The organism is Flavobacterium zhoui, from assembly GCF_042787235.1.
Classification (GTDB): Bacteria; Bacteroidota; Bacteroidia; order Flavobacteriales; family Flavobacteriaceae; genus Flavobacterium; species Flavobacterium zhoui.
Window position 1 is genome coordinate 131,903 of sequence record NZ_JBHZPY010000004.1, and the last position, 15,361, is coordinate 147,263.

The window sequence follows — 15,361 nt, forward strand, 5'->3', positions numbered from 1 at the left end:
TAGGATTAATCTATACAGAACCTATTAGATGTTTCAAATCTGAAATTTGATTTTCCCAAAGTTGTGTAGCTTCATCAACTTCATCTTTTTCAGCAAAGTCAATTACCATCAACGAAACATCTTTGGTCAACTCATCAACCAAGATATGCAACTCAAAAAAGTATTCGGTATCTTTATTATTTTCATCTATCCATTTAAATTTTACTTTTTCGCCTGACTTTTTAGAAGCAAGTCTGGCTTTCTCCTCGGAGTCATTCCAAATAAAAGTAAAAAACTCACCACGAGAATTTACATTATCAGCAAACCATTCCGATAATCCGGATGGAGTTGATATATATTGATACAACAGTTGAGGAGATGAATTTATTGGGAACTCGATTTCGTAACGTACTTTTTGATCCATGAGCTACATTTAATTTTTGTGAAATATATAGAATATAAATCCGAAAAAAAAGCATTTTTAAAAATATTTTTTTTTCTTTAAAAAACACTTGCAACCTGTAATATTATTTTTATATTTGCACCCGCATTCAGGGATGGTTTTCCACCCTAATCATGGCGAGATAGCTCAGTCGGTTAGAGCGCAGGATTCATAACCCTGAGGTCCCGAGTTCAAATCTCGGTCTCGCTACCAAAGCAAAAACCCTAACATCAATATGTTAGGGTTTTTTTATGTTTAAAATTTACTAAATTCCATAGACATTAACCTTAGAAGGGACAAAAAGAGTGATGATTATGCTCCAAATATTATTGTTTTCAACACCATTTCTTCAATAGCAAACCAAATCACAGTGTTCATATCATGCGCTTTCAATGCCTGTTCTCTATTATAAGGAACGGATGAATACTCCTTTTATAGTTTTATTGCGATTTAGCTCTTGTTGTATAGATTAAGAACCCTTTCTGTTTTTAAATACTAATAAAATATCCTACATTAGTAAACTAAATCTGACCACCAAAATAATGACTATCCAACAATATCTATCCAAAATAAACACCTTATACGTTACTGGTAACGCAAGAGAACATTCCTATCGTGGTGACTTACAAAACCTCATCATGGCAATTTTACCAAACATCTTGGTCACCAATGAACCCGCAAGGGTGGCTTGCGGTGCTCCCGATTATGTATTGACCCGTAAAGACGTTCCTGTGGGCTATATTGAAGCCAAAGACATTGGAGTAGACTTAGGGAGCAAAACCCTAAAAGAACAGTTTGACCGCTATAAATCGGGTCTGTCAAATTTGGTATTTACCGATTATATGGATTTTCATTTTTATAAAGATGGAGAATTAACCACAAAAATTGCAATTGCAAAATTGGAAAATGGTGCGATTGTACCTCAACCAGAAAACTTTGACCAGTTTACTCAACTAATAAAGAATTTTGCCGAAACCATTTCGCAAACTATCAAGTCACCAACTAAGTTGGCTCAAATGATGGCGGGAAAGGCAAAACTAATGGCAGACGTCATTGAGAAGTCACTAAATTATGACGACCAAGAAGGAAAACGCTCCACCATCAAATCGCAAATGTTGTCATTCCAACAAATGTTGATTCACGATATTGATAACAAATCATTTGCCGACATCTATTCTCAAACCATCGCTTATGGCATGTTTGCGGCCCGCTACCACGACCCAACTTTGCCGACATTCTCTAGGATGGAAGCCGCTGAGTTAATCCCTAAAAGTAACCCTTTTTTGCGAAAGTTATTTCAAGATATTGCGGGGTTTGATTTAGATACAAGGCTAACTTGGATAGTTGATGAGTTGGTTAATATTTTCTTAGCTTCGGATGTGGCTCTCATTATGAAAAATTTTGGTAAAAGCACCAAACAGGAAGACCCTGTGGTTCACTTTTATGAAACATTTTTGGGTGAATACAATCCCGCTTTGCGGAAAGCACGTGGGGTTTGGTACACTCCACAACCCGTAGTAAATTTTATAGTTCGAGCGGTTGATGACATTCTAAAAACGGAGTTCGATTTACCACAAGGTTTGGCCGACACCAGTAAAATAAAAATCAAGAAAAAAGCAATTACCCAAACGGGTAAAGGAGCAAACTCAAAAATTAAAGAAGTTGAGGTAGAACATGAAGTTCATAAAGTCCAGATATTGGACCCAGCCACAGGAACTGGAACTTTTCTAGCTGAGGTGGTGAAACACATTCATAAAAAATTTGAAGGCCAACAAGGTATTTGGAGCAAGTATGTAACCAAAGACCTCATTCCACGATTGAATGGTTTTGAGTTACTCATGGCGAGTTACGCAATGGCCCACCTCAAAATGGACATGCTATTGACCGAAACAGGATACAAACCCACAGACGACCAAAGGTTCCGTATTTTCTTGACGAACTCGCTCGAAGAAGCTCATCCAGACACCAACACCCTTTTTAGTTCATGGCTCTCTGACGAGGCAGACCAAGCTAATGCTATAAAACGTGATGCACCTGTAATGGTAGTTATGGGTAATCCACCTTATAGTGGCGAAAGTTCTAACAAAGGTGAATGGATTATGAAATTGATGGAAGATTACAAGAAAGAACCAGGTGGAAAAGAAAAGTTAAAAGAGCGAAATCCAAAATGGATAAATGATGATTATGTAAAGTTTATGCGTTTTGGGCAACATTTTATTGATAAGAATGGTGAAGGAATTTTGGCATTTATCAACCCACATGGCTTTTTAGATAACCCAACTTTTAGAGGTATGCGTTGGAATTTACTTAAAACTTACGACAAAATATACACAATCGATTTGCATGGGAACAGTAAGAAAAAAGAAACTGCTTTGGATGGTTCGATAGACCAAAACGTGTTTGATATAATGCAAGGGGTTTCGATTAATTTATTTGTAAAAACTGGAAAAAAGGCGAAAGAGGATTTAGGTAAAATTTTACATTACGATTTGTTTGGCAAACGAGATTATAAATATGACTTTCTTTCTGAAAATTCAATAAAATCTATCCCTTATCAAGAACTACCAAATGTTGCTCCCAATTACTTTTTTGTTAGCAAAAATTTTAAACAACAAACACAATACGATAAAGGACTCTTAGTAAACGAGCTATTCTTATTAAACAATGCGGGCGTTGTAACCGCTAAAGATGCAATTCTAATTAATAACACTACAACTGACTTAATCAAAAATGTAGAAGAATTTTTCAAGATAGAAGTAAACAAGAACTTAATTAGAAAAATTTCATATCGTCCTTTTGATGTTAAAAATATATATTATGATGTAAAACTTATTGAAAGGTCGAGAGAAAAAGTTATGCAACACTTTTTAAAAGGAGAGAATTTAGGCCTTAATTACATTAGACCTATGAGCAGTGTGTATAATTTTTCAATTTTCATTTCGAATAACATCACTGACCAATGTTCCGCTGGTAATAAAAGTGCTGGTGCTGGAATCAGCTTCATAGCACCTCTTTACCTTTATCCAGAAACCAACAACCAACAAACGTTAGGTCATAATCAAAAAAGAATCCCAAACCTAAACCCCAACATTGTAAAACAAATCGCTGACGGTTTGGGTATGACGTTCACCAACGAAAAGGAAACAGAAAGTAATGTTTGTTTTGCCAACAGTGATGAAGTACGTCCAGAGTTTAGACAAAGCTTTGCACCAATTGATTTGCTAGATTATATTTATGCGGTATTACATTCTCCATCATATCGTGAGAAATATAAGGAGTTTTTAAAGATTGATTTTCCTCGTATTCCACTTCCAACTGATGCAGACCAATTTTGGAAATTGGTTGCTTTGGGTGACGAACTGAGACAAATACATTTACTAGAAAGTCCTATAGTCGAGAAATATATTACCCAATATCCAGAAGACGGTGACAGCATAGTGACTAAACCAACCTTTGTCATTGCGAGGAACGAAGCAATCGCAACAGATGAGACTGCTTCGTCCCTCGCAGTGACAGGTAACGTTTACATTAATGAAGACCAGTATTTCGCTAACGTTCCAGAAGTGGCTTGGAATTTTTATATTGGTGGCTACCAACCCGCTCAGAAATGGCTAAAAGACCGTAAGGGGCGTGAACTAAATTATGATGATATTTTACATTATCAAAAAATTATTGTGGCTTTGAGTGAAACGGATAGGATAATGAAGGAAATAGATAAAATAAAAATTTAATACTCAAAAATGGCAACGAAAATAAAAACATACGATATTAAAATTCCCGTATATACTACTGAAATTTTTGAAAAACCAAATGATATATTCGGTGGCATTACTACTGAACACATGTCTTTATATATTAAAAAAAAGATTAGTGATTATGCGGATAATGAATATTTATTAGCATTTGAAAACAGGAATAAAACCAAAAAAACTGTAATCAGAGATATTAAAACTCATAACAATAATTTAGACAACAATGCTATACTTATCCAAGTATCCGCTGATAGTACTAACCTGTATGATGGCTATTTGGAAGCTGACGAAAAAATTAATTTTAAAAAAAATCATAAAGTTGGAAGTGATACCAATTTCATAATGATTTATCCAGTTATAAAAGGACTTGATTCAAAAAATTATACTCATCATTTTTTAATTTTGGTCTATGAAGACCCGACCAAATCCAACGATGAGATTTTGAAAGTAACTAAATATTTTTTAAATAAGATAATAAAAACACCTATTGCAAATATAAAATTACCAACTATTTTGGAAGAGCTAAGAGAATATAAAACCATTCCAGAACTACAAATAAAATATAGTGCTATTGATTACAGCGAAAATGATGTTGATATTGAATATAAAGAATATTTAGTTGACGGTAAATTTTCAAAAAATAAATTTCACAAATTTAAAGATATGCCTATCGACAAAATTGAAGAAATTATAAATAAACCTAACGAAGAAGACTATCAAAAGAAAGAAGCTAAATTAATTGTTGGCAAAAACGAATATAAAATAACAAAAGAAATGATTAATGAGGCAAATGACGAATACAATGAAACAGCCGAAAAAGTCTTTAATATGAAAACTTCAATCACAGAAAGTGAAATGGATAATTTACATAATATCGATTTTATATTTAATAAACTAATTCCAGTTTTAGAAAATTACATGAGCAATGGAGAATGATATTCAAAGTATTAACACGCTTTTAAACGATATTTGGAATTTTCAATTAATATTGTTTGGATTAGCAGTGACTTTATTTACTGTTATTTACTCATTTGTAATAGCCAAACGAGATGAACTTAGGTCTATATCAGATTCTATTAAAAATGGTGATACAACAGCCATTACGAAACAAAAAGAAACTTTTGCTAGAAAATATATTTTAAGACTGAAAAAAATTAATAACCATATAAGTATTCTTGTTGTTTCAACATTTTTTATATCATTCATTGGTTGGACTTCTGAACGATTTATTTTTGATTGCGAAATTAATTTGAAAAGAAATTTACTTATAATTCTATTTGTTTTAACCGCAATTACATTATTTGTTGTTTTTTATCAATCTCTTAAAATATTTAACCACTATAAAGAATCTACTAAAATCTAAACTTCTTAATAAATGTATCAATAGCAAAAGTGTATCAATATTATACTATAACAGGCTTATATGATACACTTTTTTGTATCAATAATATTCTTTGATTTAAAATTTATCCGGACGCGCAGATTTACAATCCTACCCCACAACTATAAACCCAACTCTGCGAATTATCCTGGCCTGCCTTGAGTTTTTTATCGAAGGGTTAATAACTATTTATTGTTAAATACTAAGAATGAATTTTATACTTCAGTAATTTTGTAAAATAAATTTACAAAGTCCAATTAAGCAAATGTTTCGAAAATTCGCAGCAAGCAATAAACTAGTTAGAGTTTGTTTTGCACTCTTAGAAGAAAACATTGGAGTTTTTATTTCAACATTATTTGATTTGAAATACCATCTACATAAACTAAATTTCATGGATGCTGACACCTTTATATTCTGCCTTGAAGCCGTTCCGGATATAGAAACTACGACCACTACTGAAGTGGTCAAAAACTTAGAGCAACTGGCCTTTGAACATGGTATTACAAGCATTTATAAAACGTGCGATACTATTGAAGGATTAGAAGAAAGTTTAAATGCATTGCTTTATGCAGATCATAATTTTACCAATTATGAAATAATCTATTTAGTGATGCAGGGCGAAGGAAATACTATTTGCCTAAATGATTATTACTATACTTTAGAAGAAATAGCAGAGCTCTTTGAAGGAAAAATGACAGGTAAAATTTTGCATTTTGCCAATGCAAAAATATTAGACCTAACCGAGGAAGAAGCTCAATATTTTTTAGATATTACTGGAGCTCGCGCTATTTCTGGTTACGGCGCCGTATTCCATAAATTAACCAGCAGCAACCTAGACAAAATATTCTTTAGTCTATTTGAAGAACAGGATAATATCGTTGAAATTGTACAAGAATTATTTCAAAAACACTATGACCTCTGCAAACTACTCGATTTTAGATTGTATTATTAAAAATGAAATCACTCTAAATTAATTTGGCAATTCGGAAGAGTTATAATTTTCATGCTTAAAATTAGGGCTTGGAGATATTGGTAAAAAAAGTACGTGATTCTCTTGCACCAGCATTGCTTCTCAAAACTATTTTGTTTTTATCACAATAACACCCGACGATCCTTGCGAACCATAAACAGAAGCTTCTGCACCTTTTAAAATACTGATGCTTTTTACAATATTAGGTGAAATATAATCGATACTCGACACAATCATTCCGTCAACAACAAATAATGGGTCTGAAATATTACGAATCGAACTTACGCCTCTAATGGTTATTTTATTGTCTCTAGAAACTGTAACTCCAGATAAACGTCCTCGAATAAGATCAAAAATGTTATTGTAAATCCCTGAATTTTTATCGTCAGCAGCTCCTATGCTCCTTGAATTAAGCACTTGATATTTTTTATTCTCCTCAGAATAGCCAATTTTTATTTTTTCCCCTTTTTTAATTCGCTTATTTGTTGCTTTTTCCGAATCCAAAAACACAAAATTCATAATACTTTCATCATTGAATTTAGAAGACAGTAAGCCATATTCGTATGAATAAATGTTAATACTCGCTACTTTTACCGGAAGTTGAACTTCAAAATAGCCATTCTTATTGGTTTCAACATTTGAATCAATTGAATCTAAATATATTTTTGCCTTAGCTATTGGCTGGTTCTTATTATTAACCACTTTTCCAGTTAGTTTTTTTTGTGCGTTGGCAAAGCCAATATTTAATAATAAAACAAATAACAGTAATTTAAAAATTTTCATGTTTTATAATTTTTTAATAGTGGAAAATAATAAACTCAATGTGGCCATAATGATTAATTAGTTCTCACTTTTTACACAAACTGATTAATAACTGTAAATCAACATAATGCACCTGCTCCAATGCTAAACTACAATTTTTTTTGACATCTTTGCAATTTCTTATAAAACTATAAATTATCTAAAATTAAGCAATAGTAATTTCGGAAGCTAAGTAAATTTCCTGCACGGCATGAATCAGTTCTATGCCTTCATTAAAAGGCCTTTGAAAAGCTTTTCGTCCCATAATCATACCAGCTCCTCCTGCCCTTTTATTAATCACCGCCGTTTTTATGGCTTCGGCCAAATCAGTTTCTCCTTTTGATTCTCCTCCTGAATTAATCATGCTAATACGCCCCGAATAACAATTCATGACCTGATAGCGACATAAATCTATTGGATGATCGCTGGCCAATTTGGTGTACATATCCGGATTTGTTTTAGCAAATTTTATTGTTGTAAAACCACCGTTATTGTTTGGTAACTTCTGTTTAATAATATCCGCCTGAATCGAAACGCCTAAATAATTCGCTTGACCGGTAATGTCAGCGGCTGTATTGTAATCGACACCGTCTTTTATAAAAGCATCATTTCTGGAATAGCACCATAGAATCGTAGCCATTCCTAAATTATGCGCCTCTTCAAAAGCCTTCGCAACTTCTATTATTTGCCGGTCTGATTCGGCAGAGCCAAAATAAACAGTCGCGCCTACTGCAACAGCTCCCATATTCCAAGCGTCACTCACACTACCAAACATGATTTGGTCGTATTTATTGGGATAAGTTAGTAGCTCGTTGTGATTTATTTTTACCACAAATGGAATTTTATGTGCATATTTTCTCGACAACATTGCCAATCCGCCCATTGTGGATGCTACTGCATTGCAACCTGCTTCCATGGCTAATTTTACAATATTCTCAGGATCAAAATAAATAGGATTAGTAGCGAAAGAGCTTCCTGCTGTATGCTCAATTCCTTGATCAACAGGCAAAATTGAAATATATCCGGTATCGCCAAGGCGTCCATGTTGGTATAATTGTGTCAAACTTCGAATCGCTTGTGCGTTTCTATTGCTTTGTAAAAAATGGGTGTCTATATGGGATTTACCTGGTAAATGAATTTGATCTTTAGAAATTGTTTTACAGACATGATGCAACAAAAAGTCTTTTTCTTCACCTAATAAAGCTAAAAATTGATTCAGATCTTTCATTTAACTTCTATTTAAATGGGTTACTTAAACTATTATTTCCTTAAAGATAAATACATTTCTTACTCGATTTTATAAAATGGGTAATCAGTATATCCTTTTTCATCAGCAGTATAAAATAAATCCATGTTGAGATCTTGAGATAAAGGCCAATTATTCTCAAATCTTTTTACAAGATCGGGATTATTAATAAATGGTCGGCCAAAGGCTACTAAATCTGTAAGACCGCTTTCAATAGCTGCTTCAGCAGTTTCTTTATCGAACCCACCACAAAGGATAATAGTATTTTTAAAATTGTTTCGTATCACTTTTTTAATTTCCAAAGGAACGGCAGGAGCTCCCATAGCGGAGTGATCCACCAGATGAATGTAGGCAATATCCAGTTTATTGAGTTCTTTAGACAAGTAATCATAAGTGGCATCAATTTCAGGATAATGGGGCATGTCACTGGCCACTCCATAAGGTGATAAACGAATTCCTGTTTTTTCTTTTCCAATTGCATTTGCAACGGCAGTTACTACTTCAATCACAAAGCGGCAACGGTTTTCAACGCTTCCTCCATAATTGTCTTTACGAAGATTGCTTATAGGAGAAAGAAATTCTTCTAACAGATAACCATTAGCGGAATGCAATTCGACCCCATCAAAGCCAGCAAACAAACCATTTTCGGCAGCGGCAACATACTCTGTTCTGGCATGTAAAATCTCTTGGGGAGTCATTTCTTTTGGAACGACAAAGTCCTGTAATCCTTTTAAATCTGTCCACATTTGTCCGGCGGCTTTTACTGCAGATGGCGCTAGAATCTGGGCATCTTTATGCATATTGAGCGGATGGCTTATTCTCCCGGAATGCATTAACTGAACTATAATTTTACCACCGTTTTTATGAACTGCTGTTGTTGTCTTTTTCCATCCTTCGACTTGTTTCTCACTAAATACCCCAGGAATTCGGGCATATCCCAGACCATTAGGAGATGGCGATGTACCTTCCGTTATTATCAATCCTGCACTGGAACGTTGTGTATAATATTCAGCCATCAGTTCATTAGGAATATTATCTATTGCTCTACATCTTGTCATTGGTGCCATAACAATTCGGTTTTTAATTTCAATAGAACCTACTATTTGTGGTGAGAATAAGTTGGATGCTTTCATGTTTTTTTTTCTTAAATGATTAGTATAAAGATATCTAAAATTATTTTCAAAAGTGTAATTTATCTTTTTTTAATCGGTGAAAACCAATTCCATCCGTTGTGACTTTTGAAGAAAGTAAATCATTTTATATTTCACCCTTAATTCAAAACGCATAAAACACTTTTCTCTTTTCAAGGATTTAAATGATAAAAATGCCCAATACTTTAATTCCTATTTAGCAAACTATTTGGATGGAATAAAAGCGCCTATTTTTAATTATTAATGTTCGTAAGCCTTTTTTAGTTAGATAATTTATTCAAATCATTATTCTCGAAAAACTGACTGAAAATAAATTTAAAATAATTTCAATACAGCTTTTTATTCAACATATTGTGGGCTTTGGCGAGCATTTTTTTTAAATATTATTTATAATTATTTACTTACAATAAAATACTAATCGTGTATTTAATCGATTATTTAGGTATTTAATCTGTTAAATAAAACAAAAAACATAATTTTAAACTCGCAACAATCCGACTTTTCAAATCAAAAATCATTTAATAATAGAACATATACCATAATTAAATTATGAGAAAACTTTACTTTAAAACAATCAAAAGCGAATCTTACTGTTTACTATTTTCAATACTAATTTTGGTTGGGTCTATCCAAATGAAAGCCCAAACACTGACCTCTCCGCAGGTTCCTTTTGTACAAAGGACTGCCTTAGCTACTCCAGCCCAAACAATATATAACGTCAAGGGAGATTTTACATTGTTAGGAAATACGAATTTAAGTCTTGCTAATTACCTCACAGGTACTGACAATCAAAATAATGAAATGCGTTATATTGATATTGACGGTGACGCTAGTACTTTAAATTCATCAATGGCTACTCTTGAACTCTCTAATGGAGGCGAAAATGGCGCTAACCAAAACTGTTCGAACATTTTATACGCAGGACTTTATTGGACTGGTAAGTCGGATGATGCCAATAATACTTTTATGGCCAACAGAAGAATATCAACTGCTCAAACGTGTCCAAATACCAATTATACGATGACCGTCAGCAGAGGAGGAAGCTCCCCTTATTATCCAATATATACCTTTTCGGGATATTCTCATACCTATGCTTTTACTTTTACAAATGCAACAACGGGTGCATCTATTGTCACTCTTAGTATCGATGGTGCTGCTGCAGTCAACGTTCCTGTTTCATACAATAGTGTTGGAATAGCTACATTTAGTACGCCATATACATCAAATGCAAGTTGGGGGCCAACATTTACTATTACCAGTTTAGTAAGAAACGTATCCACAAGCCTCACTTTAACTCAATATCAAGCTACTAGTTCTGCTGGCATTGTGCTGTCTCCGTCAAAAAATTATGATAAAAAGGTAATTTCTCTAAAAGGCCCAGGTTCTTCTGCTTACACTTCAATCACAGCAAAGCTTAATGGAGCAAATTCAGAAATACGATTTCCAGGGGCATCTAATAGCGGCATATTCATTGGTTATCAAGATGTTACTGATTACGTTAAAGCACACGGACCTGGTGCCTATACGGTTGCCGATATCGCGTTGATTGAAGGGAATAATGGATCTGCCGATGCGCAACATCCAGGCTACTCAGGAGGTTGGGGCATGATTGTTATTTATGATAATCCAGCCATGAAAAGCCGCGCTGTAACTCTCTTTGATGGTTATGCTTTTGTAAATGGTCAATTTGCAGGCGGCGGCGAATTTGGCACGATTCCTATTTCAGGATTTACAACAGTTAGTTCAGGGCAAGTAAATATGAAACTGGGTGTAATGGCAGCTGAAGGAGATGTAGGCTTAACAGGAGATTATTTAGCGGTGCAAAAACGAGGTGCAAATCCTTCGAGTTATCCGGGAAGCTATTTAATATTATCTCATCCAAAGAATGCAGCAGATAACTTCTTCAATTCTTCTATTTATCCGGTTCCCGCTGCAGGCACAAGTAATCCAATTTTACAAAACAATACAGGTGTTGATCTTAGTATGTTTACCATCCCAAATGTGGGAAATACTGTGATCGATAACAACCAAACTTCTACGACTTTTAGATTTGGCTCCACTTCTGAAGTATACACCATATATGGTTTTGCCATGTCAGTAGATGCCTATATCCCAGAAACAAAAGGACTGATCAGTGTAACGTCTATTAATAATGTTCCAAACCCGCCCATTTTAAATGCTGCGCCCGGTCAAACAATCAACTATTCGCTTAACATTACAAATGAAGGAACGGAAGCCACAAACAACACAATAATTTCAATCCCCATTCCGGCAACCGCAATTTTCAACACAGGAGCGACAATCGTTTATCATACTTACAATGGCTTTACCACCACCAACAATCCCTATTTTGATTCGGCAACCAATAAAATTATTTGGAATTTGGGCACCTTACCTATAACAGCAGGTCATCCTGAATACATTTATGCTGATTTAAGTTTTACGCTTAATGTCACAACAGATTGTAACATAATATTAAGTGCGGGTTGTAGCCCTGAAGTATCTTTAGATACGGGAACAATTACTGGTACGGGCGCTACATCTGGGTCTTCCTTTACGAAGTATTTCTTTCAAGGATATGATTCATCCTCTTGTCATTTACCCGTTGATGGTTCTATAAAAGTAGCTATTGATACAAGTTCCTGCTTATCAAGTATGGCGGGACCTGATCAAATAACTTCTTGTGGAGGAGAATCTGTTATATTAGCGGCATCAACAGGAAAAACAGGAATATGGACTATTATTAGCGGACCTGCGGGAGGTGGAGAAATTTTTTCGAATAACACAAGTCCAAGCTCAACATTTTACAGCACTAATCTTGGTGTATATACTTTAAGATGGACTACCAGTTGCTCAACCACAGACGATGTTATCGTCACTTTTACACTATGTAATGTTGTCAACTTTGATGGACTTGATGATCATATCAACTTTAAAAACAACTATAATTTAAACAGTGGTAATTTTAGCATAGAAGCTTGGGTAAAATCAAATGCGACTAATAGTAATAACCAAACCATTATTTCCAAACGCTTAAGTACTGGTTCAACTGATGGGTATGATTTAAGACTAGTAAACAATAAAATTTCATTCAATTGGAACACTAATTCCATAATTACCACTAATTCAATTGACAGCAACAGATGGTACCATATTGGGGTTACTTTTGACGGAACTAATTATAAATTATACATTGACGGATTATTAGAAAAAACAGCTTCCGGAACTAACCCAACATCGAATAGTGTTGATTGCGTTTTAGGTGCAATGGCCCAAAACAATACAACTCCCTATAATTATTTTAATGGTTATATCGATGAGGTTCGAATCTGGAATGCTTCTCTAACCATTAATCAAATTCGCCAAATGATGAATCAAGAAATCATAAATGACGGTAGCGGCAATATTAAAGGAGCAATTGTACCCAAAAACATCGCTGGAATAAATTGGACTAATTTGTCCGGTTATTTTCAAATGAATCGTACAAGTGATATCTTAAACGGCTATTTAATAGATAAATCAGGCAACACAAAGAATGGTAAATTGAAAGGTATTTATGTTCAAGAACCCGATACCGCACCCATTCCTTATACCTCCGTGACTAATGGCAGTTGGGAAACAGATGCTACTTGGACTAATTATCCTGTTTGGGATGTTCCTAACAGTATCGCTATCGATGGCACAACAAAAATAGATTGGAATATCGTTAAAACGACACATAACATAACCTCAAATGGCAATAAGATAGTTTTAGGATTATTAGTAAACAGCAATATATTAAGTGCAGCAAATGATTCAAAAATTGAAGTTTCCAGTTATCTAAAACTAGATGGCAAATTAGATCTCGTGGGCAAATCACAATTAGTGCAAACCATTGACAGTGATTTAGATGTTTCAAGTGCAGGATCTATAGAACGAGACCAACAAGGACAATCAAACAAATACAATTATAATTACTGGAGTTCTCCTGTGAGTCCTATTAACACAAATGCTAATAACACGAATTATACTGTTGCCGGGATAATGAAAGATGGAACGGCAGCAACACCACAAAATATAAATTGGATCAGTGGCTATGACGGATCACCTACCAACCCTATTAGTTTAGCTCGCTATTGGCTCTATAAATTTGATAATTCTGCTAATGATTATGCAAACTGGTCTCAGATAAATGAAACAGACGCCCTCAGAGTTGGACAAGGATTTACACTAAAAGGAAGTGGGAAGCTATCTGGAACCCAGAATTATACCTTTGTAGGAAAGCCAAACAACGGGACCATTGCAACCAACAGTGTTAGTGCTGATCAATTGCTATTAACCGGAAACCCATACCCTTCCGCTCTGGATGCCAATTCTTTCATAAATGATAATTTGGCTTCTATGGATGGAACTTTGTATTTTTGGGAACAGTACACTACTAATAATACCCATATTTTAAGGGATTACCAGGGTGGTTATGCCGAAAGAAATTTAACAGGGGGAGTACCCGCAACGTCAGCAGGAGTAGATTTTATAAGTGGTCAAGGCTCCAGTATCAAAGGAATTCCAAATCAATTTATTCCCGTTGGACAAAGCTTTTTTGTATATGGAAATATAGGTGCTGGAGGTCCTATTACCTACAGAAATACGCAGAGAGGTTTCCATAAAGAAGATGAGACAGGTGTTTCTAATACTATGTTTAAAGTGACTCCTACTGATAAAAAAGACAAAAATACAAGCACGAACAATAATGATATCATCGAAAAGGATACTTATAAAAGAATTCGTTTGGGTTACAATTCCAATAACAATTACCATCGTCAAGTATTGTTAGGATTCATGAATGAAAAAGCAACTTCAGATATAGATAATGGTTATGATGGTTTTAACTTTGATTATTTTCCTAATGACATGTATTTTTTGAATGATGAGGATCAATTAGTAATTCAAGGAGTTGGATACTTTGACAGAAACGACTCTTACCCTATTGGAGTAAAAGCGGATGCGGAAGGGAAAGTAAAATTCATGATAGACGGGCTTGAAAATTTCGATAAAAATGAAAAAATATTCATTTATGATTCGGAAAATGACAGCTACAATGACATCCGAAAAAAACAATATGAAGTTTTGATTCCATCTGGTGAAAACAACGACCGTTTTTCATTGTGCTTTAAACAAAAAACTAAAAAAGAAAAAGAGGACAGTAAGGATGAAAAAGACAAAAAAAATAAAAAATCAGATGACATAAAAGTGACCAATCTTCAGGGAAAAAATGCAATTGAGATTAACAATAAATCAACTGGAACAGATCTTCAAAAAGTTATTTTGTATAATATTAATGGCCAGTCCGTCGCAACTTGGATGATTGAAGACCAATCACAACAAAATATCCAACTGCCTATTAAAAATTTAAGTTCTGGTGTTTATATTGCCAGAATTCAAACTTCAAATGGAGATATTAGTAAAAAAATAATTGTCCCTTAATTTTTTTAAAACCTCCTTTATATAAAAACTGTCTTTCGAGGCAGTTTTTTTTTGCCCTTATTTAAATCAAAAGAAAATGTGTGAGAAATAAAATAATTTTTATAAAAAAAAGCATTTCATCGACAGAAGAAATACTTTAATCGAGAATATGTTCTTAAAACACAAAAACAAATTTT

9 protein-coding genes and 1 tRNA gene are annotated in these 15,361 nt (G+C 34.1%); 6 read left to right on the plus strand and 4 right to left on the minus strand.

Annotated elements, in window-relative coordinates:
- Positions 1 to 10: 10 nt before the first annotated feature.
- Positions 11 to 403, minus strand: coding sequence for an START-like domain-containing protein (locus ACFX5F_RS06640; protein WP_073210168.1), 393 nt, complete (start codon positions 401 to 403; stop codon positions 11 to 13).
- A gap of 154 nt (positions 404 to 557) precedes the next feature.
- On the opposite strand from ACFX5F_RS06640, the gene ACFX5F_RS06645 reads away from it, so the two are divergent.
- The 5 genes from ACFX5F_RS06645 (at position 558) to ACFX5F_RS06665 (ending at position 6,506) form a co-directional block, all read left to right on the plus strand.
- Positions 558 to 634 (plus strand) — tRNA-Met (locus tag ACFX5F_RS06645).
- A gap of 329 nt (positions 635 to 963) precedes the next feature.
- A complete protein-coding gene (locus ACFX5F_RS06650) occupies positions 964 to 4,152 on the plus strand; it encodes a type ISP restriction/modification enzyme (RefSeq protein ID WP_379851111.1) in 3,189 nt (1,062 codons plus the stop codon).
- A gap of 9 nt (positions 4,153 to 4,161) precedes the next feature.
- On the plus strand, positions 4,162 to 5,109 hold the full coding sequence (locus ACFX5F_RS06655) for a hypothetical protein (RefSeq protein ID WP_379851113.1): 948 nt from the start codon (positions 4,162 to 4,164) through the stop codon (positions 5,107 to 5,109).
- The gene (locus ACFX5F_RS06660; protein ID WP_379851114.1) at positions 5,099 to 5,536 is read left to right on the plus strand and encodes a hypothetical protein; all 438 of its coding nucleotides are present in this window, start codon (positions 5,099 to 5,101) and stop codon (positions 5,534 to 5,536) included. The genes ACFX5F_RS06655 and ACFX5F_RS06660 overlap by 11 nt, the downstream gene beginning before the upstream one ends.
- Positions 5,537 to 5,945: 409 nt before the next feature.
- Entirely contained in the window at positions 5,946 to 6,506 is a 561-nt protein-coding gene (locus tag ACFX5F_RS06665) for a DUF6642 family protein (protein ID WP_379851296.1), read from the plus strand.
- 126 nt (positions 6,507 to 6,632) lie between these two features.
- Here the strand turns inward: ACFX5F_RS06665 and ACFX5F_RS06670 are convergent, their stop codons facing one another.
- From ACFX5F_RS06670 to ACFX5F_RS06680, 3 genes are all read right to left on the minus strand, one after another.
- Positions 6,633 to 7,307 carry a TonB-dependent receptor plug domain-containing protein gene (locus tag ACFX5F_RS06670; protein WP_379851116.1) on the minus strand — a complete coding sequence of 225 codons (675 nt, stop codon included), beginning with the start codon at positions 7,305 to 7,307 and terminating at the stop codon, positions 6,633 to 6,635.
- A gap of 184 nt (positions 7,308 to 7,491) precedes the next feature.
- Positions 7,492 to 8,553 carry a class I fructose-bisphosphate aldolase gene (locus ACFX5F_RS06675; RefSeq protein WP_379851118.1) on the minus strand — a complete coding sequence of 354 codons (1,062 nt, stop codon included), beginning with the start codon at positions 8,551 to 8,553 and terminating at the stop codon, positions 7,492 to 7,494.
- 59 nt (positions 8,554 to 8,612) lie between these two features.
- The gene (locus ACFX5F_RS06680) at positions 8,613 to 9,704 is read right to left on the minus strand and encodes an alkene reductase (RefSeq protein ID WP_379851120.1); all 1,092 of its coding nucleotides are present in this window, start codon (positions 9,702 to 9,704) and stop codon (positions 8,613 to 8,615) included.
- Between the two features lie 567 nt (positions 9,705 to 10,271).
- Between ACFX5F_RS06680 and ACFX5F_RS06685 the strand changes: the two genes are divergently transcribed.
- Positions 10,272 to 15,185, plus strand: coding sequence for a DUF8693 domain-containing protein (locus ACFX5F_RS06685; protein WP_379851122.1), 4,914 nt, complete (start codon positions 10,272 to 10,274; stop codon positions 15,183 to 15,185).
- Positions 15,186 to 15,361 lie beyond the last annotated feature (176 nt).

Bases quoted from the DNA above. Each gene is read 5' to 3' on its own strand.
- ACFX5F_RS06670 (WP_379851116.1), bottom strand. From the start codon at position 7,307: ATGAAAATTTTTAAATTACTGTTATTTGTTTTATTATTAAATATTGGC.
- ACFX5F_RS06640 (WP_073210168.1), bottom strand. From the start codon at position 403: ATGGATCAAAAAGTACGTTACGAAATCGAGTTCCCAATAAATTCATCT.
- ACFX5F_RS06680 (WP_379851120.1), bottom strand. From the start codon at position 9,704: ATGAAAGCATCCAACTTATTCTCACCACAAATAGTAGGTTCTATTGAA.
- ACFX5F_RS06675 (WP_379851118.1), bottom strand. From the start codon at position 8,553: ATGAAAGATCTGAATCAATTTTTAGCTTTATTAGGTGAAGAAAAAGAC.
- ACFX5F_RS06655 (WP_379851113.1), top strand. From the start codon at position 4,162: ATGGCAACGAAAATAAAAACATACGATATTAAAATTCCCGTATATACT.
- ACFX5F_RS06685 (WP_379851122.1), top strand. From the start codon at position 10,272: ATGAGAAAACTTTACTTTAAAACAATCAAAAGCGAATCTTACTGTTTA.
- ACFX5F_RS06665 (WP_379851296.1), top strand. From the start codon at position 5,946: ATGGATGCTGACACCTTTATATTCTGCCTTGAAGCCGTTCCGGATATA.
- ACFX5F_RS06660 (WP_379851114.1), top strand. From the start codon at position 5,099: ATGGAGAATGATATTCAAAGTATTAACACGCTTTTAAACGATATTTGG.
- ACFX5F_RS06650 (WP_379851111.1), top strand. From the start codon at position 964: ATGACTATCCAACAATATCTATCCAAAATAAACACCTTATACGTTACT.